General features: G+C 46.7%; 9 protein-coding genes. 4 read left to right on the top strand and 5 right to left on the bottom strand.

Annotated elements, in window-relative coordinates; all coding sequences use genetic code 11:
• Window positions 1–19: 19 nt before the first annotated feature.
• The 3 genes from AC5JBY_RS33305 to AC5JBY_RS33295 form a co-directional block, all read right to left on the bottom strand.
• The gene (locus AC5JBY_RS33305; protein ID WP_495909041.1) at window positions 20–2,389 is read right to left on the bottom strand and encodes an ABC transporter permease; all 2,370 of its coding nucleotides are present in this window, start codon (window positions 2,387–2,389) and stop codon (window positions 20–22) included.
• A 172-nt stretch (window positions 2,390–2,561) separates the two neighbouring features.
• Window positions 2,562–3,407 carry a hypothetical protein gene (locus tag AC5JBY_RS33300; protein WP_495909040.1) on the bottom strand — a complete coding sequence of 282 codons (846 nt, stop codon included), beginning with the start codon at window positions 3,405–3,407 and terminating at the stop codon, window positions 2,562–2,564.
• 121 nt (window positions 3,408–3,528) lie between these two features.
• Window positions 3,529–3,789, bottom strand: coding sequence for a hypothetical protein (locus tag AC5JBY_RS33295; RefSeq protein WP_495909039.1), 261 nt, complete (start codon window positions 3,787–3,789; stop codon window positions 3,529–3,531).
• A 382-nt stretch (window positions 3,790–4,171) separates the two neighbouring features.
• On the opposite strand from AC5JBY_RS33295, the gene galB reads away from it, so the two are divergent.
• The 4 genes from galB to AC5JBY_RS33275 all read left to right on the top strand — a co-directional run bounded on the left by galB (window position 4,172) and on the right by AC5JBY_RS33275 (window position 22,005).
• Window positions 4,172–6,943 carry a beta-galactosidase GalB gene (galB, locus tag AC5JBY_RS33290; protein ID WP_495909038.1) on the top strand — a complete coding sequence of 924 codons (2,772 nt, stop codon included), beginning with the start codon at window positions 4,172–4,174 and terminating at the stop codon, window positions 6,941–6,943.
• 386 nt (window positions 6,944–7,329) lie between these two features.
• The gene (locus AC5JBY_RS33285) at window positions 7,330–11,157 is read left to right on the top strand and encodes a fibronectin type III domain-containing protein (protein ID WP_495909037.1); all 3,828 of its coding nucleotides are present in this window, start codon (window positions 7,330–7,332) and stop codon (window positions 11,155–11,157) included.
• A gap of 12 nt (window positions 11,158–11,169) precedes the next feature.
• Window positions 11,170–13,263, top strand: coding sequence for a hypothetical protein (locus tag AC5JBY_RS33280; protein ID WP_495909036.1), 2,094 nt, complete (start codon window positions 11,170–11,172; stop codon window positions 13,261–13,263).
• Between the two features lie 12 nt (window positions 13,264–13,275).
• On the top strand, window positions 13,276–22,005 hold the full coding sequence (locus AC5JBY_RS33275) for a 3-keto-alpha-glucoside-1,2-lyase-like domain-containing protein (RefSeq protein WP_495909035.1): 8,730 nt from the start codon (window positions 13,276–13,278) through the stop codon (window positions 22,003–22,005).
• A 19-nt stretch (window positions 22,006–22,024) separates the two neighbouring features.
• On the opposite strand, the gene AC5JBY_RS33270 is transcribed toward AC5JBY_RS33275, so the two are convergent.
• Both AC5JBY_RS33270 and AC5JBY_RS33265 read right to left on the bottom strand, forming a co-directional pair.
• Window positions 22,025–24,709, bottom strand: a complete 2,685-nt coding sequence (locus AC5JBY_RS33270; protein ID WP_495909034.1) for a TonB-dependent receptor — start codon at window positions 24,707–24,709, stop codon at window positions 22,025–22,027.
• A complete protein-coding gene (locus AC5JBY_RS33265) occupies window positions 24,699–25,571 on the bottom strand; it encodes a GLPGLI family protein (protein ID WP_495909033.1) in 873 nt (290 codons plus the stop codon). Before AC5JBY_RS33265 ends, AC5JBY_RS33270 begins: the two co-directional genes overlap by 11 nt.

Raw genomic sequence — 25,571 nt, 5'->3', positions numbered from 1 at the left:
CGCCAAGATAGCGAAAAGTTTACTCCGTCCGCAAGCTCTTCACCGGGTTGTTTCTGGCCACGCGAATGGCCTGGAAACTGATGGTGAGAATAGCGATCACAATAGCCGCCATACCTGCTGCAACAAACACCAGCGGATGAATAGATATTCTGTATTGATATTGCTGTAGCCAATCGTGCAGGTAATAGTAAGTTACAGGCGCGGCAATCAGACAGCTCAACAATACCAGCACGATAAAATCTTTGGATAACAACAACCACAGTTGCGGTATCGAAGCCCCCAATACTTTACGGATGCCGATCTCTTTCGTCCGCTGCTCGGCCATGTAAGCCGCTAGCCCAAATAATCCAAGACAGCTGATCAAAATGGCCAGTCCGGCAAACAGCGCAGAAAGCTGACCGATCAATACTTCCAGTTTGAATTTAAAAGCATAAGACTCATCCGTAAACTCATACTTGTAGGGGTAAGCAGGATTGTATTTGTTGAAGATGGCAGTCAACTGAGATACAGCATCAGCTGTGTTTACATTCGGAGCCAGCCGGTACAGGAGATGGTCCTGTACACCAGGATCGATCACGAACATGGTAGGGTCGGCAGCGCCAAAAGGAGAAATCATCAACGCATCCTTTACCACACCTGCCACCTGCCGTGCGCGGCCTCCCCAGCGGATAGTTTGATTCACCGGGTCTTTCAGCCGCAGGCGGTCAACAGCCGCTTCATTGAAGATGACACGGTTGCTGTCGGCAAGACCAATGAAGTCGCGGCCTTCCTTTATTTGCATGCCCATCGTTTTGAAATAGTCTTCCGATACCATCACGATGCCCATCTCTACCGTTTCATCAGCTCGCTTGCCGGGCCATTGACCCAGGTTGGAATGCCAGTATACATCAGTGGCAGGACTGCTGGAGCTCGTCATGCCGGTAATAAGACCTTTGGAGGTAAGTTCCACTTTCAATGCTTCGTAGTTACGGTTCAGGTCACTGCTGGAGTTGGTCATCACCAGGCGGTCGAGCTCAAAACCATTTGGACGGCTCTTCGCATGCTGCACCTGCTGGTATACAATGACGGTACTTACGATCAACGCGATGGAACAACTGAACTGCGCTACTACCAGCACCTTCCGGAAAGGAGAGTTGCTTTTGCCAACACCCAGGCTGCTCTTGAGCACTTTCACCGGTTGGAAAGACGACAGATAAAAAGCGGGCCTGCTGCCGGCAATGAGTGCGGTAATGGCAATACCTGCCAGCAATATGCCCCAGAAGCCTGCACTGCCAATGGGCAATGAAAGATGACCACCGGTAAGCGTGTTGAACGCTGGCAGCGCTATCTGCACAAAGAGTAAAGAGAATAAAGAGGCGATCAACGTTAACAGGAACGATTCGGCCAGGAATTGAATGATCAGGTGTTTACGGCGTGAGCCGATTGCTTTCCTTACACCCACTTCACGTGCCCTCTTTTCTGAACGGGCTGTCGTAAGGTTGATGAAGTTGATACAGGCGATCAGCAATACGAGTATGCCGATCAAGGTAAAAGTCTTTACATATTCAAGGAAGCCTGCTGTATCCTTTCCATTTACATAATTGGAATAGAGGTGCCAGCGCGCCAGTGGTTGCAACGTGACATATGAGTTCATGGCATTGTTGCTCTCTTTTTCACTGTGCTCGATGACCCTGACCTTGCCGGCTATCTGGGAAAGCGCAACGCCAGGCTTCAGTTGTACAAATATTTGATAACCGTTATTGTCAAAACTGCTTTGATTTTCCTTAAGGTCGGGGTCGTTTGCCTCGATATAGCTGAATGGCACCAGGAAATTGAATTGCAACGAAGAGTTGGCAGGCACATCCTTCAGCAGACCGGTCACTTTCAGATCATGCTTATTATTGAAACGCACCATTTTGTTCATCGGATCTTCATTGCCAAACAAAGCTTTGGCAGTGTTTTCCGTCAGCACAATAGAGTAGGGGTCGCTCATAGCTGTTTGCGCATTGCCTTTCACCAGCGGGTATTGAAACATCTTGAGAAAGTCGCCACCGACCTGGCCGCCACGCAGGAATAGCTTTTTTTCACCCACCATCAGGCCGCGTGGACTGAACCAATCGCTGATCGCTACATTTTCTACTTCGGGAATATCCTGTTTCAGCGCAATGGCCAGCCGGGGCGAAACAGTGCGGAAAGTAAGCGTGTCCCCATTGCTGTTGAAATTGCGTTGAACGCGATACAGTTGCTGATAGCCAGGTAAGAACCGGTCGTAAGAATATTCATTGTATACCCACAAGCCAATAAGCAGGGCAACGGCCATGCCGGCTGCCAGGCCCAGGATATTGATGGAGCTGTATACTTTATTCTTGCGAAGGTTCCGCCAGGCGGTTTTCAGGTAGTTGCGCAGCATAGCTATATCGGTTGATAGATGAATGAATGGTTGCCTTTTCAAAAGTGCATAAACGATACCATTTTCTGGCCGCTATGAAAATCAACTAATTATGAATGCGTAGCCGGACGAGAATGTGCGGTTTTGATACAAGCCATGTACGCTTACAACAAAACAATTATAGCCCCGCCCATTAGGTGCATAACCTCTTCCGTCTTCCAACATAGTCCCGCAACCTCGTTTGCTTGTGCGACCTTGGGATCAATACCGCCACTCCAATCTCCTTATTCGTGTCACTGGCGCAGGTATGCCGCATAGCTATGTGTGGGGGCGTACCTGTGCCTGGGGGCACTACAACTTTCTCCTTCCTCGCCACCTGCACAATCTTCAACGCTCCGCCACGAAGTAAAGTAGCCTCACCATCTTCTACTTTATAAAACACAATACCGATCGAATGAAGCATCACCTGCCCGGGTTGCACCTGAAGACTATGTTCCAGTTGCAGCGGAGGCATTTTCTTACTCAATGGCAGTAGCCCGCTTTGAGCAATGTTGGAAGCATAACGCTGCTTGTCAAAATCAACAGCACCAGCACAGGAAACGATCCTGAAATGTGTAGCCTCCTCCGGAAATGAGTTCTTCTTGCGTCGTACGATGCAGCTTGGTGCGGTTAACTGCACAGCACTTGTTGTTACATCCATTGTATGCTCCAGTTGTACCGGCAGTGCTGTATGCAGGCTTAGCAAATGATTATAGTCGAACCCTTCCATCAGTTGAAGGTTACCTGTATCTGCGTGTCGTGACCCATATTCACTCACTGCATCCGACTTAGCTACTTTATGAAGCCACTTGTTCATGTGGCTGTTCAGTTTGGGATCCTTCACGGCACGCACCATACTGCCCAATGCACGCCGCAGCAACATAGCATCCCTGATGGCCCTGCCAAACTCACTGGCGTTACGCCGCGTGAGATCGAAATTTTGATGCTTAAGCACCTGTTCTGAAGTAGGACCGGGTTTATTTCGAATTTGTTTTCCCATAAAATTGGATTTTACTCAAACTTACAATCATGTATAACCAATTTCAAATAACCATGATCCTAAACGATCCATGTGAGGACAGATTATCCGAAGTGGTGTGTCTTATTCGATATAAAGCTCATTACTTGTCTCCCCATTTCCAAATCGCTATGGCGGGAAAAGGCTTATATGGCTCTGTATGGCCGGGATTGGCCTGCTCTGATGCCATTGACTCGCAATAAATAGCCATCAGATCTGTGGTCAGGCCGCTCAAAGCGGCCAGACTAATAGCTACTCCCTGCATACCCCATAGCTGCTCTATAGCAAAAGCATGATAATAGTAAGACGATAGTAAGCCAATAGTAAGGCAATAGTAAGAGAATAGTAAGGCGAGAAAGCTCAAATGCAGCAGGCACGCGGAAATCCGATTGCAGACAGCAGGAAGTCTGTTGTACAGGTAGGTGATAAGATCAGGTATGATTTGTAGGAGATCATAATAAATACAAGATACAAAAAAGCAAACAAAATCCTATTCATTGAAGTGTGGCTGGAGCAGCAAAGACAAGTATAAAGGCGTTTCACCCTTAAGGATTATTTCTTTATTAATCCGGCTCATATTCAATATAGGCTGGTATGGCGCGAGAGTGCGTCTGATTAGTGAATTAAAAAACATTTTTTTCTGCTGGCGATCCTTTTCGGCGATGCCTGATATTTCCTTGCGAAAGAGCATGGCATGAAATAATTGTATAAATTACACTTGTTCAGAACTAAATGCTACTGTTGCCATGTGTACTCCTAACTTCATTCGCTACATTGCTACCTGTCTGGTCATTATTGGGCCATTAATGCTGGTGAACTGTGCCGGACCACGCAAGAATAATTCCGGTAACGGAAAAGATAGCCATTCATCGGTGCGGGAACGCATCAGCATCAATGAAGGCTGGAAGTTTTTCAGGTATGATTCCCTGCCCGATCAATTGATCTATGATGAACGCCCGGTGGTGATGAACCGTAATGATAACATAGTAGCAGATACGCGGGCTGTCGATACTTCAAAAGCATTCGCTGGAGAGAAGGGATTGAAAAAGTGGATCTTGCCCGTGGCTAATGAATTCATTAAGGACGCAGCGAAACACCACCAGCGTCCGGATGGAAATCCCGGTAGCAACTTCCCTTTTGTACAGAACGATTTTAATGACAAAGGATGGAAAGATATTCGTTTGCCCCATGACTGGGCAATCGGAGGCCCTTTTTATAAAGAAGGCAATGCCATCGTAGGAGGTGGTATGGGACGATTGCCTATACAAGGTGTAGCCTGGTATCGCAGGAAATTAGCCATATCGAAGGCTGACTCCGGTAAATCGATTTACCTCGATATCGATGGAGCTATGTCCTATGCGATGGTTTGGCTGAATGGTACATTGGTGGGAGGTTGGCCATACGGTTATAATTCATTCCGGCTCGATCTTACGCCATATATAAAACCCGGTGGCGATAACCAGCTGGCAATAAGACTGGATAATCCGCTCAATTCATCACGCTGGTATCCCGGCGCTGGCATCTATCGCAACGTCTGGCTCACGAAGGTAAACCGCATTCACGTGGCGCAGCATGGTACGTTCATTACCACAAAAGATGTTTCCGCTGCAAGTGCAACCGTCGATTTGAAGGTGGATATTGAAAACAAATTGAATAGCGCTCAACGTATCAGCGCTATAACAGAGATATATGCGTTGAATGATAAGCTTGAAAAGACAGGTTCCAGACTGGCAGCAATTCCTCATTCAGAAGTGATCATTGAAGCAGGTAAAAAACTTACCATCCAGGGTGCAGCAACGATCAAAGATCCGTTGCTTTGGGGGCCACCACCAACACAGAAGCCCAATTTGCATGTAGCCGTTACAAAGATCATAGTTGATGGTAAAGTCATCGATGAATATGAAACGCGTTTTGGCATACGTTCCCTGCAGGTTGATCCTCTTAAAGGATTTGTGGTAAATGGCGAACCCATTCGTATGCAGGGAGTCAACCAGCACCATGATCTGGGCGCCCTGGGAGCTGCTTTTAACGTGGCAGCTGCAGAGCGGCAATTACACCTATTGCGTGAAATGGGATGCAACGCCATCCGGATGGCGCATAATCCGCCAGCTGCGGAATTATTGGATTTGACAGACCGGATGGGCTTACTGGTCATCGATGAAATATTCGACTGCTGGGAAAGAGGGAAGACCCCATTGGACTTTCATTTGATCTTCTCCGATTGGTATGAAGCCGATACAAGGTCATTTGTGAAAAGAGATAGAAATCATCCATCCGTTATAGCCTGGAGCTTTGGCAACGAGGTAGGAGAGCAGTATACTGCTGAGCAAGGAGCTGCCGTATCTAAAAAGCTATACGATATCGTGCGGGAGGAGGATAGTACGCGTCCGGCTACCGCTTCCATGAACTACGCCAAGCCAGACATGCCTTTTCCGGCAACGATGGATATCCTGAGCCTGAACTACCAGGGTGAGGGGATACGCGACGCACCTGCTTATCTGCACTTGCAGGGTATCAGGACTTCGCCTTTGTATCCGGCCTTTCAGAAAAAGTTTCCGGGAAAACTGATCGTAAGTAGTGAAACAGCTTCCACCTTAAGTACCCGTGGCAGCTACCTGTTTCCTGTAACCGATGGTATCAGCGCACCGGTAAATGAAGGTAATGGAGGCAATGGAAAGACCCAGGAAGTAAGTGCTTATGAGCTTTACACCGCTCAGTTTGGCGCTTCTCCCGATAAGGTGTTCGCCTCTCAGGACAAACATCCTTTTGTAGCCGGAGAATTCGTTTGGTCAGGCTTTGATTATCTCGGAGAGCCTACACCCTACTATTCAGCACGCAGTTCTTATTCGGGCATTATAGATTTAGCCGGCTTTAAAAAGGACCGCTTTTATTTATACCAGGCACGATGGCGCCCTGAACTCAAAATGGCGCATATTCTTCCTCATTGGACATGGCCCGAACGACTGGGACAAATTACGCCGGTACATGTTTTTACCTCAGGCGATGAAGCAGAGCTATTCTTGAACGGCGTCTCTTTGGGAAGAAAGAAAAAAGGAGCCTATGAGTATCGTCTTCGCTGGGATAGCGTCGTCTATCAGCCGGGTGCACTGAAAGTGATAACCTATAAAAAAGGAGCCCTATGGGCTGCCGATAGTGTCAAAACAACGGGAAGCGTAGCCAAGCTTGAGCTTACTGCTGAGCGTAATTGGGTGTATGCGGATGGGGAAGATCTTTCATTTGTTACGGTGCGTGTATTGGATAAAGAAGGTTTATTAGCTCCGGAGGCTGACAACCGGATACGCTTTGAAATAGCAGGTCCCGGAGAAATTGTTGCTACCGACAATGGCGATCCGGCTGATCTGGAAGCTTTTCCATCCAAAGAAAGAAAAGCATTTAATGGAATGGCCCTGGTCATTATTCGTGCCAAAGCAGGTGCAGCTGGTCAAATAAAAGTCACTGCTATAGCGGCCGGACTAACAATGTCGGAAGCCGTTATTGATATAATGCAAATAAAATAAAGAAAACATTATAAACGAGCTATTCATATAGCAATAGTATTCTAATCGTAAACGGAGGGATGAGTATTCATCCCTCCCCTTTTTTGTTATAGGAGTGTCGCATAGGTAAATGTTGTCAAACTGCAAATACAACTTTTGTGGTATTCTTTTTTTGAATAAGACTGATTAATTTACCAATCAATAAAAGTATCACCTCATTTTTTCCGCTCTTTACCTGATCCAATAGTAAAAACCTGCTATTCCGCACTCTTTTGTTGACCCATCTTTCCTGGTTGGGCTTGCTGCCATGAACAATCGTGTATAGGTACGCCTTGTGCCTGTTCAATCTATCTATTTACGAAATTGACAAAATAGAGCTAATGCCAATTCAGACTTCTAACCTAAGCATGATAACGCTTGAGGTACTGAACCATCAACCGCTACGGCCCGAATATCCCGTCTTAAAAGATGGTATTCACCTGCGTTGGAACTCAGCTCAGGCGCTTTCCTTTCCCTGGTATGGTTATTATTTGTTCAGGCGCAAACACATCGGCCATCAAAACACTTCTTGCCTCAGTAGGGGATGGATAAAAGTAAATGGCGTCAACCAACCTTTTGCCACCCATGCAGCTGGCGCACTTACACGTGAATACCTCACATGCCAATACGGTTTTTTTGTAAGCAATGAAAACCTGCAACTAAGCAAGCAGTTTACTTATCCTGCCGGAGCGGCAGGCATTATAATGCCGGAAGTTGATTTGGACAATCGCAGGTTCCTGCATTATTTTCTGGTGAACAAAGCCAATGATATAAGCTTCATCATTGGGTTCAAAAAGGATGGAACATCCTTCGACGTAAAAGTAAAGCTATGGAACAATACCATCCATAGTATACCAGTAAGTGGTAATAAAGGCGATATCAAAACCTATCATTTTGCCGAGGATTGTATAACTGCCCTCGAATTTCCCGGTTCACGCGCTTCAATCATTGACATTTGTTACCATGATCTCTCGGAAAATGCCACCAAAGGCTGGCATATAATAGACGGGTTTCGCTATGCATGCTGCTTGCCTGTAGCTGATGACGACTATCCCTGTCCGTCCAAACCATCTAATTTCAGCAATGCGCAAACCCTTGCATTGAGCAGGATCACTTACGGTGATCCCGCAAAATGGTTGACGGTGGCGCCCGGTGAAACATCCTCTTACTTCAGGCAATTTTATGAACTGCTGAACAAATTAGTGGAAGGAGGCCCGGCAGGGTTACCAATGTATCAGAAATTCTCTGCCCCTGTTGAAGCCGACGATAGCTCGCTCCGCATGCCACAGCAAAGATTGTTGGATATGGTATTGCTGGGCACATTGGATCCCGCAGTGGCGCAAATGGCTGGGCTTTACTATGTAGATACTTCGGCAGAAAAAGACACGGCGTATGATTATTTAATAGTGGCAGACAACACAGGCAAGGTGGGCAAGTTTGTGAAAGATGAAAAGATCAGTAATCAGGATGATTTCTTCAAATTGTTGTTGGAAGAAATCATCAACGGCGATGTGGACGGGTGGATCTGCTTTAATCGAAAATTAAAACAGGTGGAAGCGCTGGATGAACCTGTTGGCGTGAAAGCCTATGCCTTACCCGGCATGGTTGCCCGCGATGAAGAAACTGGCCTCATCGATAATGCCAAGGCCCGGAACAGTGCAGGATTTACCTGGAAAACGGAAGAGAATGAAGACGGAATGCTGGCGCCCGATAAAGCAATCGTATATGATATGTGGAGATCGGATCATGGAAAAGAGAAACCGGTGGCCGAGCCTCCCGAAGATAAATACAAGCGTATTACTCCCAATCCATTCATCATTGTCAAGCCAACCGAAGAAGTAGTACAAAACAGCGAGACCTCTTCGCAGTACCCGCCTTTCCGCATGATCGCTTTCGATAACCGGGTGCCCGATGGATGGTATAGCTATAAAGTATGTGGGCGCGATCTGTTTGGCAGGTACAGCAAACTGAGCAAAGTGGCTGCCTGGCATCAATGGGCGCCGCGTCCTTCTCCCAAACCTTATTATTATGTGGATCCCCCGGCCGACAGGGAAATTTACCCTATAGCCGTCGAGCTGATCGATACAGCTTTGCCGCCGCCACCAACGGCTATCGAAGCATATGCCCTCGATCCCCTCGATAATTTCCTGGTGCGTGATGCAGCTTATACAGGCTGGTTCACGGCCATGCAGGCTATGCCCTGGTACCAGGCATTGAGCGATGAACAAAAAGAGTCGCTGATCGGGTTGCGCATCCGCTGGCAATGGACAATGTATCATATCCGTCAGGCGCCGGGCACAACCAGCTTCAATATTCATTATCACAAAGCATATAAACTGCCTTCCGGGTATACCGACCCTGATACCTGGAGTGATGATCATCTTGTAAGCAACCTGTATAATGAAAACTTTACCGAACTGGTGATGCCGATGAATGATGCGAATGGGAATCTTTTGAGCAGTAACGGTGCCCTGGTGAACCTGAACATCATAAAGCTGCCCGCAGGATTCAACCTCGATAATATCAGGAAAGGATTTGAGCATATTATGTTGGAGAGGGCTGGAGTCAAACAGATCTTCCGCATCGATAAGATCAATACATCAACGAGGGAGCTGACGTTGAATGGTAACCCTTCTTTGGGTAGTGCAGCTACCTGGAGCATTGGGTTGTATGTGCGTCAATATGAAATATTCCTTCCATCGCTCAATAATACGGTTTTAAAAGGTGGAGTTGCTGGCATTAACCCTATGTCTGCTCCTCCTGAAAATTTTGTACCCACCCGGAAGTATCCGAAGGTATATGCCAATGTAAGTATCAGTACGGTAGAGGATAAAGGCACAAAAGTTATTGAGGGAACGGTGGGAGCGCCTGCAAAAATATTCCGGGTGCTGCGCCAAAAGCCTGCGCCTCCACCGCCTGTACCGCCTGATTCAGACAAAATATACGCTTCACCGGCCGATTATTACGGTAATTCTTATTACACCTACCGGTGGACCCCGCAGAACTTTTTATTCACTCATATCTACCGGGCATTGGATGAATCATTGTTTACAACCGACTATGCCAAAAGGCCTAAAAATGCAGCGGCTCCTGATCTTATTGTCGACCCGGCCAACAACGCATTGTTCCCTGCTGTGGCCGATGAGCCTGCCTGGATACCTGTGAAGCGGCAGGCAGTCGCTGAAGAATTGAATGAGCTAAATGCTATATGCCGAAATTCAAACAGGAATGCAGCACTCGATGCCTACCGGCGATTATCCAATGATGCCTTGCGCATACTGGCAGGATTGACACATAATAAAAAGGCATTTCAGCAACTGACGATCCGGCCACTGGACCCTATCGACGCGGTGAATGCAAATGGGTTAGGTCCTGATAACCCGGATGGATTTGTGATCGACCCTTCGCTGAGAAAGTTCATCGACAAGCTACCGGGCAAAGCGAAGAACCGCTATTTCTATCGGGCAGCCTATGTGGATGGTGCACAGAACATAAGCGATATGGGTTTTCCTTCCTTGCCGGTGTATCTGCCGGATGTACAGTCGCCGGCAGTTCCTCGGGTTACAGGCATAATAGCTGGTGAAAGAAGGATCAGCTTAAGTTGGAAAACTGATCCGGGGATAAGTCATGTTTTAGTTTACCGGACAGACGATAAAAAGAATACTCGTGATATAAGATTAATGGGCGATCCTATAGCTGAGGTGTTAGTTGCAGATGATGGAAGCAGTTGGGATGACGAACAGGTTGTTGTTGGGGTTGTTTACTTCTATATACTAATAGCTGTCAAATCGATTGAGTTAAATAGCCGCGAGATACTGATAGAATCTTTGTTATCCCCGGTATATACTTCTTGCGCTTTCGATACGAGTGCGCCACTGCAACCAGTGATCGATTCCCTTAGATGGGTATTGGTAAGTGATAGTGGTGATGTTTATGATTTAGATTCAGGTGTGAGCCCTGCTTCAACAGCAATCGAACTCTTATTGAACGACCTGCAGCCTGAGTTTAAGTACTTAGTCCAGAGAAAGTCTACTAATGATATTATATGGCTCAATGTTTCTGAAAAAGATGGATCGTCATCGGTTTATATTGACAAGCAATTGGATCCATTGTTGAATTATAGATATAGAATAATGGCAAAGAAGAAAAATGGAAAGAGCAGTTATAGTGAAGAGAGAAATTTAAATATCCCATAAATATACATTTTTATGCCTCGTCTAAATGTTGCAATGCCTATAGCGCATATAACTGCCGGAGATTACTCTAATTTTTATTCCTCCGGATCATGTATTTTACAGTTGCTGGATAAGTTCAATGAGAATGGAATGGATGGGTTATTTATAACGCGTAATCCTTCATTTACGGCAACGCCTGATTTGTTTAATCTTTTCGCTTTTACAGATGGGTATCTTTCTTTTCAAAACAACTCTCTTTTTTTACGATTACCCAGAGACCTTTCAGCTGCAGCAGTAAATCAATACAATTCGAAAAAATTATTTCAAAGCTTAAAACCTTTTGGCCCACAATTAAGGAGTGTTGTTTACCAATTCAATGCACCTCCGGGAGCTAATGTGCAAGATAAAATAGAGCTTTTACTTAACGACTCCTCTCACCCCATGCGTTCGATTTCAAAGGTAAAAGATGGAACTACTATTAAAAGTTTGAGTAATTATTTATCTGTCGCAACCAATGTGACTGCTGTACTTGCAAATTTTATGGCAGGGACGCAGGAGTTATTCGTAAAGGCAGGTGATCTGATAGGTAATTGTAGCGCTGATGAACAAGTTATTATAAAATTCAGGGATTCGAGTGGCGCTCAAAATCCACCACCAGCCAATATAACACCGGTTTTATTAAACGGAAGGCCTATTAATCCTTCTTATTATTTATACTTAGTATTACATAATAGGAATTCGGCGAATGTAACAGTAAAAACCCTTTTCCTTCCTGCGCCTGTAACGCCGACGCGTACTCATCCGTTAATGACTCTGTTAAGTGCGGCATCGTTGCCTCCAGCTATGGCCCATCTTGCAGTTGATCTTAACTCCGTAGTTCCATCGCCTCCGCTTTTGCAAACTGCTGCAGTATTGGATAGCGCGGGTAACGTGATGGCTTTTAAGGGAATCGAATTGGGGTCGCTCGGCGAGTGGCATGAATCGAGAAATGGATCTGATCCTATAAATGGTGTTGCTCCCATTCAATGGCGAAACGTGGGGCCTCTTTCGTCAGATATTGTAGTAGACAATTTCGGAAAATTTATAACAAAGGTTAAGACTGGAAAAAATAATCTTCTTCCAAATGGTGCTTCATTCGATCATGATCATACACAGGCTCCGGCTGATCAAACAAGGGTAGACAATTATTGGAACCGTTATTCGAGTGCTTTTAATGCAGTGGCTCTTTCTTTTGAAATTCCCTGTGAATTTCTTGTAAGTATTGCCTGTAAAGAAACTGGACCTTGGTTTGATACCACATTAGGTAGTTCTGATGAAATGGATGTTATTGCAATGGAAAAACTAAGGAAAACACCTGCGCAAATTGGTGGAACCAATTCCGCCAATGTGGCATTGGTAACACAATATGAAGAGTTGGCGGGTAGTGCCACAGTTGCTACTAATAAGCGCAATGCTAATATACCAATACCATGGAATGATTCAGCGCAAATCGGTTCTGCCTGGTCTACCCTTACATGGCTACAGCTCGCTACCTTATGTAATACTTTTACTGCTGATGTGGTTGTTTCGCCTGGTATGATGCAAACAACGATTGGTACTGCCTTGGGCGATTTGAGATGGGTTTCTGAAATGTATGGGGCAAACTTTATCTCTACCTTCTTAATTACCGTTGGAGGAGTTACGATAGGTGCTGATGTTCCCCCTGCTAATGGGTTACATTTATTTAAAGACTGGTTTGGTGTGTCTGTCGATAGTGCAGGAGCTAATACTTCTGTTGCGGCAAATGTCAACCAGGATCTTACAAAAATAAAAAGAGCTTTTCATAGTATTATTGCCGGTGCAGCCCATATCAAAAGAAGATATAATACTGTTGAGGGCAACAATAATCTCATTACGGATTTCGATGTGCCTACGCTCGCAAGTGGCTATAATGACGGAGCTAACTCTGTTACTGCTGCTACTGCTGGTAATAATACAGATACAAAATGGAATAAACTTTTTGCATTACAATTTTATGGGCCTGGATATCCAAGCGAATTTCCCAAATACTACAATGCTGCTGTCAGCCTTTTCAATTTATCATATCAAATCGTAGATATGCCAACGGTGAGACTCTGGCACTTTTAAAACAAACAAATAATGGAAATATATACCCCTTTATCTCTTGCTTTACCAGAGGGAGTTTGGCCAAGCGATCTCTTTCAGTCAGAAGATGGAAATTTTCTCGATAACATTGCCTGTATTGCATATGAAGACAGGGGCTCAGAAAACGGCTTTAGTGTTTTTTTTAGGGCAAAAGTGTTGGCTGAGACACGCATTGGTCTACCTTTTTTGGATGGAATTTCATTGGTATTAGGGGTAGGAGATGGAGATGATACCGGAATCGTTGATATTTCCATTGGAGGTGCATTTCACGACGACGCACCGCCTGATATTGAAGTTTGGATCAGGACTTCTGTTTTGAGTTTGAGCTTCAGTAATAGTATTCTTTCTCCTGTAACTGTTGTTGAAGAGAATGGAGCGATAAAAGTAGAAAAACAGGAGGGTGTTATAGCTGTACCATTGCTGTTCGATCTACGACTATCCTATATAAATGACGCATGGTCCTTCGATTTAGATGTGCCTGCTGGCGAAAGTACGGGAGTGAACCTTCCTTTATGCATGATTGGTGATACAGGAATACTTATCGAAGTTACTAATCTCATATTCAACTTTTCTGGAAATGCTGCCCGGCCTGCAGGCACTGATGTTGGATGGAAGGGGTTGTATATCGGTGAAGGAAAACTTTATTTGCCGATGTTGTTCCAGGGATATATCGATATAACTGATTTTGGGATCGGCGCAGGTGGATGCTATGGTTCAATCGCTGCAAACTTTCCGTTGAGCTATGCGGAAGGCGTTACGCCGCCATTTTCTGGTCCACTTTCCGGATCGCTCTTTGGCATGGAAGGTGGTATAGAAAGTATCTCGCTTAGCCTTGTTCAGAATATCCCAACAGCAGCGGCAATTAAGGGGCAAATGCTGTTGCCTTTCTTCGATAAGCCACTTGATGTAACAATTGGCATAGACGCTGGTGGCGGCTTCATCGTTGGCCTCTCCTCCGAAACTGGCCTCGTTGATCTCGAAATCTCCGACGTACTTAAACTCGAAATCTCCACTATTCGCTTCGAAGTAGAAGACGGCGTGTTCACCACCATGATAGCCGGAAAGCTGACACCATTGATTGCCGGGCTCGACTGGCCTACATTCGATATAAAAGAACTTTCAATCGATTCAGAAGGCCATGTGAAGCTCGAAGGTGGATGGCTCGACCTGCCCGATCAATATGCACTCGATTTCTATGGCTTCCAGTTTGAGATCACGCAGATCGGCTTTGGCCAAAACGAAGATGGCAGCAAGTGGGTTGGCTTCTCCGGTGGGCTCAAGCTCGTCGATGGCTTGCCGGCCGGTGCTTCTGTCGAAGGCCTTAAAATTACCTGGGGAAATGGTGATCCTGCTATCTCATTCAATGGTGTAGGAGTGGAGTTGGAAGTAGAAGGTGCTGTACGCTTTAAAGGAGAAGTATCATACAAAGAATTTAAACAGGAAAATCCGGTAACATCGGAAACAGAAACCGTTCGCCGCTTCGATGGCGCCATACAACTTGAGCTCACGGCATTGAACTTCCAGGTAGATGCAGTACTTGTTATCGGTACAGCCATCAAAGATGGTGAATCGTACAACTTCTTTGCTATCTATCTCGGCGTGGAGCTGCCCGCTGGTATTCCGATATTCAATACCGGACTTGGTATATACGGTATGGCCGGACTTTTCGCCATACAAATGGAGCCGAACAAACTACCCGATGAACCCTGGTACGGTGTAGGAGATGGTGAAGGGTGGTACAAGCGGCCGGAGATCGGCGTTACCGATCTCAAAAACAAATGGGTGAATGTACAGGATAGCCTTGCCCTTGGCGCAGGCGTAACGATCGGTACATTGCCCGATAACGGATTTAATTTCTCCGGTAAGTTCTTACTGGTGTTGATACTGCCCGGGCCCATACTGATGCTGGAAGGGAAAGCCAATATTTTGAAAGAACGATCAAAGCTGGATGAAGAGCCGGTCTTCCGGGCATTGGCTGTGCTGGATGCAAGAGAAGGTAACTTCCTGTTTGGGTTGGATGCTCAATACAAGTTTGCCGAAGGAGGAGAACTGATAGATATACATGGCGGCACCGAAGCTTTCTTTAGCTTCGCCGACCCCATGGCCTGGCACTTGTACATTGGTAAAAATGAACCACGCGAAAGCCGCATCAGGGCCAATATCTTTAAGCTGTTTGAAGCCAATGCCTATGTGATGCTGAACGCACATGAACTGGCGATGGGCGCGTGGGTAGGCTACAATAAGAACTGGAAGTTTGGTCCATTGAAAGTAATTTTCGAATCATGGCTGGAAGGGAATGCAAAACTCAGCTTTCAACCCGCATTCTTCTATGGCGATGTGTGGGCGCATGGCAAGGCAGAGCTGGCCGTTTATGGATTTGGTCTCGGCTTGAACATAGATGCACGCCTTGCTGCACAGGTGTTCGATCCCTTCTGGATCAAAGGAGAATTTTCAGTAGGCATCGGTTTGCCATGGCCTTTACCCGACTTCGATGTTGACATTACCTTGGAATGGGGACCCGAAAAAGAACCGCCTGCTATACCCGAACCGCTTAAAGAGATCGCCCTTGAGCATTTTAAAGTAAGCTCAAGCTGGGTGCCACAGTTGTATCCAGGTAGAAGTATACCCAATGGAGCACCGGATGGACATCTGGTCAACTGGGTGCCTTCTTTGGCCAGCGTACCGGTGGTGCCGCTCGATGCAAGGCCCCATATTACATTCAGCAGATCGGTGCACGACAGCAATCTGATCGGCGTTAATGTGAACGATCCTATTCCTGCGTTTGAAATGATAGGTGACCCCGACAAAAATGAAGGACCTGTAAAAGTGAAGTATAAAATAGACAATACCATTTTACAGAAACTTACAGGATCTGCATTCGTTGATGTAGCCGCTAAAGGGATTGCTGGTGTGGATGATATATTCGGCTCATGGGCGCCGATGCCCGGCGCCAATCCTGACCCCGATGCTGGGTCATTGAACAATACCAAACTCTGGTTGTGGTCGAAAACACCTTATGATTATAGCCGCCAGATCGACAGGTCATGGGATGAATGGTTTGAAGATATCTATGAGAATTATCCCTGTCCGCCACGCCCTCAGCCGGTGAAAACCTGCTATAACTTTGAAAAAGTGGCATTGGATGAGATCATGCCCATGAATTTCACCCATCCGGATAATGAAGGGCTGAAAATACATTGGTACTCACCTACATTTCAGGCGGTCACAGAGCTGGAGGAGCCGATTGCAAACCTGCACAGGGCACTTTGTTTTCCCGTTAAGAATAATTCAGAGACTGTCAAGACAGACAGCAACTATGTTTGGATCACCTTGCCTGTGGCAGTAGCAACAGTGCAATTAGCCCTTCGTTCAGAACATGGCGTGGAAGTAGTGGCCTATGGCGTCAATGAGGGCGGTTCTTCATTTGTACTTCCCGGCGCCACCGTTGTAGGCGATGGTGGGGTGGCCAATCCCCGTATTACCATAGAAAATGACGGCAATGCCATAAAGATCGTTTTGATAAAGCCGAAGAGCCGGTTCTGTCTCGCGCAGATCTGTGTATGGGAAGCGCCCTCTGTTGAAGATACACAGCGGTACGAAGAAATACTTGAGCACTTGCAGGTGGAAATGGCACGCTGGAGCCAGGAGGGAAAAGTACTGGAGCCTTACAGCATTTATCGCATGAAAGTAAAGAGCAGCTATGAAAGTGTGGCAGTGGATACAGAATACGAAGGCGATTCCGATTTTGAAAAGACCAAAGATTTCGAGCACTTCATTTATTTCAGGACTGAAGGGCCTCCGGGCCTTGTGCAATTATCGCCCCCGGCCGATACCTCGTCCGGCAATTCGGGCAACAACCAGGCAGCAGCATTGCAAACATTAGAGCTGTATGTGCGGCAAACCATTCCGGCCACGGTGGCGGCGCAGGGAGAAAAGCCGGTTCTTACCAAACCTGTTTACCGTGCTTATGACATCGGTGTTGAGTTCAATGAAGATTATGTGGACCTGATGTACAAAATAGCAGGGAGAGACCTGGGTCTTTATCTATTTGATAACAACAACCAGCCGGTAAGAGATGAGTCCGGAAAACTGATCGTGCTTAATAATGAGTGGGGAAGAACAGAAGAATTGACATTACAGGAAGGCGAAATTCGATACATCAACCAATTGAACGAAGGAAGTTGCGCAGCATTGGATGAAAGTATTATTCCTAAGGACAACACGCTTACCACTGCATCAAAAGGGCAAGTGCTGAACCCCGATACTGTATACCAGGCAAGGTTGTTACCGTTATTGTTCCAGGAGAGCTTTTTAAAAAACAGGAATTACTGGCAGGTCGATACGGAAGGAACGATCAGCGGTCCCGCTAACTGGTCGTGGGAGACTTATGAAGATGTCGGGGCACAGGAAGTGGGCGTCCTGGTACAGCGTTCCAATGTACATGGCGGATCGGATAACGGCAATGATCCTGTAAAACCGGGTACCGTTTATTTTATAAAGAACAGGTCGGAATTAGCTGCTCCGGATCAGCCGTCCAACTGGACTGATTACCGGCTATCCGTTGTCCTTCGTTCTTCCGATAATGATGCTATTGGTATCGTGTTCCGGTACACGATAACTCCGGTCAAAGCCTGTTACCGTTTTTCAATGGGTCAGGAACGGGGGTATCGTCGCCTGGTAAGAATAGTGGGTGGTGTACATACCATTCTTTATGAAGACAAATTCGTGTACGAAAAAGATATAGATTACCTGATCACGATAGAAGCGATCGGAGCAAGCATAAAGATCTACCAGGATGGAACCAGGATAATCGGCCTAACAGACGACGCGATCGAAAAAGGGTCTGTTGGCTTGTACTGTTGGGCAAATACGAATGCACAGTTCAAGGAAGTAAGGATCGATGATTACAGGCAGGTGGCGCCCGTGGTATATAAATTCGATTTTGTATCCGGTCTGTTTGCCAATTTCTATCACCAGGTGCATAGCTATAACAATGAGCTATGGGGGCAGCCGGTGGAGGCTGCCGTCGACCTGGCTGGCTACAGCACATCGGCAAGCGACTTATTGAACGATCCAACAGAAGATGAGTACCGGTTGTATGATACTTTATCCAATGAAATACTGGGCCCTGCTGCCGGTCAAAACCCAGCTGAATGGCAGGTGTCTCATCTTTTGCAGGGAGATGAAGCAAAAGGATGGCTCATTCGAAATCCTGAGCCACTGTTGTGGGAGCGAATGGAGATCAGTCTGCAGAAAGCCACTTCCAAAATAGATAATACAGGTATACCGGGATGGTTGAAGCTGACTGGTGTTCAATTTTCAACAACGCAACCCAATGATGAATACATAGACGTATTATTAAGAGAGAAGCAGGATATCAGTTATTGTGCATTGCAAACTCCGGCTTTTGATGGAGCACTGGGGGTATTGCCAGATATCGTACTCTTTGAAGATGATTTTAATTACAAAGCCGGCGTATTATTCTATGAGCAATTCGGTCCCAACGCGCTGGATAAATACACCATCATTGATCAGGGCAATAACAGTAGGCCGTCGTTATGGGAAGTAACGGGAAACACCATTGTGCAAAAACGCAATATCTACGGCGGCACAGTGGTCACTCCATTGGAAGCCCCGGGCACCATGGCCATTACAGGAGATGCTGATTGGGAAAATATACAGTTGACGGTACAGCTCAGATCGACCGACAATGACGCGATCGGTGTGGTATTTTGCTTCCGGGACGAAAATAACTACTACCGTTTCTCGATGGATAATGAAAGACAATTCCGCAGGCTGATAAAGATGGTCGGCAACGTTGCTACTATATTATGGGAAGATCAGCAGATTTATACTGTGAACACAGCGTATAAGTTGGTTATTCAGCAATTCAATGGACAGCTGACTGGTTATTTGAACGAACAGCTCCTGTTCATGATTAGCGATACACAATTCAGCCGCGGTAAAACAGGCCTGTATTCCTGGCGCAATACCGGCGCTGTTTTTGAAAAGATACGAGTCGATTCCCTGGCTGTTTCCCCTGTGTTGTACGACTCGGCCACTGCAGTAGACTTTGTTTCCATTGCAGATGCTGAAGGAGCCATTGAAGGACCTTCTGAATGGGTCATTGAAAATGGCGCCATTATCCAGCGCTCTAATATCCGGCGCACAGGAAATACTTTGCAGGCATTGGGCACTTTTGCCATGCTCACATCCGACACATGGGAAGACGCTGCTATATATGTGCGTATGCATTCGCAGGATGATGATGAGGTTGGTATCATGTTTAAGGTCGATGCCGGCGATCCGGCTTCCGTGGATCCGGATCATAACTACTACAGGTTCTCGATGAACAGGGCAACAGGCAAAAGAAGGCTGATCAAAAAGAAGGAGGATGACTACACCTTGTTGTGGCAGGATAGTTTCAGTTATGCCATCGGCCAATCTTACAATATTGCCATTAAAACAATAGGAGAGCGGATCACCATCTATTTCGAAGAGCAGCTATTGCTGGATATAACAGATAGTGATATTAAAAAAGGGGGCTTTGCATTGTATGCATATTCTAATGTGAACGCCGTTTTTGAAAGAGTGGTCGTGACCGGCAATAGCTATTCGGTTGGTCAATGGAAAATTAAGGATGAAGGAACTGTGGGCGGACCTTCTGCCTGGAGCGCCATGAATGGTGAGTTGCGACAGGATGCACCGATACATAGTACTGCATTTCCTGCTGCACTGGGAACTTATCTGACCCTCCCTCCTCAAAACTGGCAAAGCTATGCTGTTACAGCACGCCTGAAGGTGGAGAGAGAAGGGGCCATCGGTATCATGTTCAGGTACCAGGATGAGCATAACTATTATCGCTTTTCAATGGATAGCCAAAGAAGCTACCGTAGAATTACCAAGGTGAAGAATGGTGTGGCCGTAGCCCTTGATACGAATGCCAGCCCTTTCGAAGCGGGCCATTTCACAGACATTAAAATAGAAGCTATCCGGGATCAGTTAAGCGTTGTAATGGACGATGAATTGATACTGGAAGCAACAGATAATGATTTCTCAACCGGTGGGATCGCGCTTTACAATTCATGGAGTAATGGCGCCGTATACAGCCGGTTGCAGGTAAAGATGCCAGCCATGGAAGCCTATACGCTTTTCAGGGATAGTTTCCCGGATGATGATATAAGTGCATGGCAGGTAAAAGATGTGGGGACATCATCACCTTCTCACTGGCAAACGGAGAATGGAATGGTCAGGCAGACGTCCAATATCAATAATGGCGAAGCTATCGGCAGCATCGATAAAAAAGGTACTATGCTGATTACGGGGAAGGCTTCATGGGATAACATCATACTGCGTGCCAGCATCAGCTCTTCAGACAACGACGAGATTGGACTTGTGTTCCGGTACCAGGACAATAACAACTATTACCGGTTCACCATGAACAGGCAGGCGAAATACAGGCGGCTGACCCTTGTGCATGGAGCCGTTTCGGCCATTCTTTGGCAGGATACCTTTGTATACACACAAAACGAATTCTACCATATTGCAATAGCAGCGATGCAGGATAGGATTTATGTGCATACAAACGATATGTTGACACTGGCCGTCAAAGACAATACAATAGTTTCCGGTAAAGCAGGATTGTTTTGCTGGGCAAACGCCGGTTCTTTGTATTCAAACGTGCGGGTATATAGCGCGGAGCTTATTCAGGATAATTATTTATTGCATGAGCAGTTTGCTATCGAGTCGAAGGTCGACTGGAGTATCATCGACGAAGGAAAGGTCGGTGCCCCTTCTGCCTGGAGTTTCGAATTAAATAAACTGGTTCAGCAATCCGATATAAGAAGTGAAGATTCAGACCGGCTGATTCCCTCCAAGGCAGGAACCTACGCGCTGCACGATAAGATATTTATACAGGATATCAGGATCAATGTAGTATTCGATGCTGATGATGACGATGCCGCAGGAGTCATATTCGGTTATATTGATGCAACCCACTACTATCGTTTTTCCATGGATCGCCAGCGTAAATACAGGAGGCTGGTGCAGCGAAAGGGTATGGAATACCTGGTACTTTGGGAAGATCTGGCAGTCGGTTATGATGAAAGCTTTACCAATACGATCACGATCGATCATGCTGCAGGAATGATCGTCGGTTACCTGAATGGCATCAGGCTATTCACCTATGCAGATGGTGGCGTACAGCGTGGAGGTAAGATTGGTCTGTATTGTTGGGGCAACAGGAATACTTATTTCCATGAAGTAACGGTACAGGCAGCTGCATGGCACACGTTGTACCGGTTCGATAAAGAAGAAAGGGTAGCTGATGGTACGCATTTCAGGATACACGCAGGCAATGCAGCTGATATGGCACAGGAAGAGCCAACGATCAGGCGCCGGTACATGGCCCGTTTTGGTGAAACAGGCGATATACATTTCCGGAACACCCGTCAGCAGCTGCGTATCATTGACAGGAATGGAAACAGTATTCATGATCAGCAATTCTTACAACAGGATCAATATGCTGCTTTTGCCGCCAGGATCATCCGGAAAAGAGATGGCACAGGATTTTTCCTATTCCCGTCGGTTGCTGAAGAGCTGAAAACAAATACTTATCGCCTTGAGCTGAAGTTCCGAAAAAACAATACAACCGATGTTCCGGACAGCCAGGTTTGGCGGCAGGCGGGTGACGACCTGGAGGAAGTAGTATTCATACATATTTGATAAACGTAGGAGCAAATAATTACAGGTAATAATCAATCCTCAACATCGCCATCCGTCCACGGATATAATACTGATCGAGCACGGCCTGGTTGGCCGAGAGGGAATACCGTGTATAAGTAGCTACATTAAACAAGTTGGTGAGTTGCAGCTTGCAGTCGATGCCCTTGGGAGAAAGCCGGTAACGCAATTCGCTGTCGAGAAAGAAGTACTGTACTGGATCGCCTTGCGAAGCCCGGCTGTAGCTATGCCGTGCTGTCGCTTCCACCACACATTTTTTCAATACCGTTAAGCCAATGGTACCATATTGATCAAACCGAAAAGTACGTTGTGTAAAAGAAGACTGACCTTCTTTCAATGTTTTCATCTTGGTATAACTCCATTGTAAGTTGGGCTGATAGGAGAGATGGATCTTGTTCAATGGCTTTTTGAGCAGGTTGCCGGTGATCAAAACAGTATTGCTGTAAAACGGTTGCAACGCATCGTTGATGAATTGAACATATTGCATCCGGATGAAGCGTACTTTGAGTGAAGCAGTGGTTTTTAACGCAAACAGGTATTGGCTCAGGCCACCCTGTACGCCAAAACGGGTAAGCCTGTTTTCATAAGGCAGGTACACGATCTGTTGAATATTATCGGTAATACGCGTGGATAACACGGTTTGAGAAAGCGTTTGGTCATACGTGAGCCCCACATTGGCAAAGAACATTTTGATGGATTGCTGATAGCTGTAGTCGAGGTTGAAGGCATCCGTACTTCTTTGAGGTAGCCCGGCTGCATTGACCTGTAGCGTACGGTAATTGGATAACAACGCTCCGCGGTACACATGGCTCAGGTCGCCAAAATTATTCCTGCGCTCATAACCTGCAGAGAAGAACTGTTCCGTACTGATGGTATACCGTGCCTGAAACGAGGGTGTAAATAACAACCTGGTAGTTCGTTCATGCAGGTTGTAGGCAGGGTCGTTGTACTTGATATGTTGCCAGGTGAGTGGCAACTGCAGCGTAAGCCGCCAGGCATTGTGATTGTATTGCCAGTTACCTGAAATATACACATCCTGTTTGTTCCAATGCAGATCATTACCGTCATCGCCCGCATACGGAATGAATTGCCCGTCTTTCTCCATGCGCAGTGAAGTAGTTAGCGGCTGTTGTGATAACACAAAGCCAGCTTTGAATTCCTGGTTGAGCCGGGTGCCGGTAAGCTTGTAGCCGGCATAAGCATGCGAGGCAAACGTAGGCGTGGTGAGTTGCTGTTGAACTACATCGTAATAACCTTCCTGTCCCGGCAGCGTAGCATAATAATCTTTACCGATAGACAATAACTGCCGGTCGCGGCGATAGCTGGTTTGCCAGCCGAATTCGCCAATACCTTTGCCACGCAGCGCGGGCATCCAGCGCAGGTCGTTGGAAAACTGTCGTACGTTTTTGCGCAGCTGCTGGGTGAAAGATTGCTCGTTGAAGTCCATAGCGCTTGATCCTGTTTCCTTGCTCCATTGCAGGCGGGTCACATTGTTGAAGAACCCCCGGGTGCGGTTGGCCATCACGGTAAAAGCTGCATTTAATACTGTTGGCTTATTGATATATGATTGTTGTTCCAGGTAAGTGATCGTATCGTTTTGTGTGTAATTGTCCAGCCGGTGAAAATAACCCAGGCTGTTCCGGTCGATATATCCCTGAATATTGGCTTTAAGCTGTAAGCCCTTTGATGTATTGTACAGGTTATTCAGGTGGATGATACCCGAGCGGTTGAAATAGTAATTGGCCAGTGGCAGGTCGGGCGGACCGATAGTAGCCATGGATAAGGAAACGTCAGCGGGAGAGCTGGCCAGCGGGGTAGAGAAGGGGGCAGCACCTTGCGATGCCAGCTCATTGCGGTAATCGACACCACTGTTGTTGATAGCCAGTGTTTGCAGCATTTTGATGCGCTTGTTCAGCAACACCGGTGATATGCCTGCTTCGTACAATCCCGGCAACCCGGCGCCACCCTGCACGCGGGCTGTTAGCTTCAGGCTGTTCTCATCTTTCAGAACGAGGTTGATGGCAGTTTTATCCGTGAACACTTTATCCTGCAACACCCGGATGGGTTGGTGATGACTGATCACATCCACCCGCTCGATCATTTCTTTCCGGATCACTTTGGTGGCGAGACTATAGCGGCCGTCCATCAGGTCATCACCGTGTATGTATAGGTTCTCCACCTTTTGACCGTTGAAGTAAATGGTGCCGTCAGCCATTATTTCAATGCCGGGCATGCGGCGCAATACATCACCAATGCTGCGGTCTTCCTTATCGGCAAAGCCAGCTACATAATACTTAAGCGTGTCGCCGGATAACCGGATGGTAGGCTGTAGCCGTACAGTCACGGTGTCGAGTTGCGTGCCATCGGGCTGAAGGATAAAGTCGTATTCACTACGCGCAGTTGTTATTGCCAGCCTTGCTTTTTTATAACCTACATAACTTACTTCCAGCCAAAGTGAGGAAGTAGCCTCCGGAATAGTCAGCGTATATCCGCCCCGTTGATTGGTAAGCGCAAACCGGAGAATAGTAGCAGAATCATTGACCAGCTTTACGCTGGCCGGATACAAAGATTCCTGTGCCGCATTTTTTACCTGGCCGGTAATTGTTCGCTGCTGGGCAAACACACCGGAGAATGATAAAGAATACAGTAGGAGCCCACACAGTATCCGCAGGCCTTTACTCCACATGTTCCAGCGGATTGTATTGTTTGATGCGGGTGACCTGAGTAGCCTGTGGATCATCTACATTCTTTACCGACAGTCTGGCATTGGGTGCCCAGGCAGCCATCACTGCTTCAGGATCTTTCTCAAAGGCTGTTTTGGCGCGGCTATAATCCTTCCAGTCGGTTAAAATACTGCGATCACGGTCCAGAAAAGATTTCAGAGCGCCTTCTGTGTTATCTGCTGTTTTCGCAGACACGAAAACAAAGCTCACCTCCCGCTTGCTGTCCTGTGCTTCGAGTATCAGGCCGGGCAACCCCGTCAGTTTCCAGGGACCATCCTGGTAAGCGAGATCGGGCGCAAACCACACTTCCCATTTGCGGCCACCATAGTCCCCGGTTGCTTTTTGACAGGTATATTGACCGATCGTTTTTTTATCAGCTAATATCTTCCAGTCGATACGCGGCAGGGCTGTATCGATGCGGTAATACTTGAATCCCATGTGGGCGCGGATCGTTAGTCGCTGACCGCCCATATCTTTCATAAGCTCCTCATTGATGATGGCGCCATATTTATTGACCCGCAACAAGGGGCCTCCTGACACTACCACGGCCGGTTGTGTGGACAGCGCTTTCTGTTCCGCCTGAACCTGGGCCTGCCTGAGCCGCTGTTGCTCCTGTTCTTCGTACAGCTTTTGCGTGCAATAGCGGCTGCCCTGCGGGCTTACAAACAGCATCATGTTAGCTGTATACGGATTATCCGGTTGTGCAAGGTCCCGCACATATTTGAACTCGTATACCACCTGCATCGTAGCGCTTGATTGGCCTGTCGCGATAAATGCAGATAGCAAAAACAGGGTACAGATTGTTGATGATAAAAGCTGTTTCAT

The sequence above is a fragment of the Paraflavitalea sp. genome, assembly GCF_059502485.1.
This window is presented reverse-complemented; position numbering and strand designations above follow the sequence as displayed.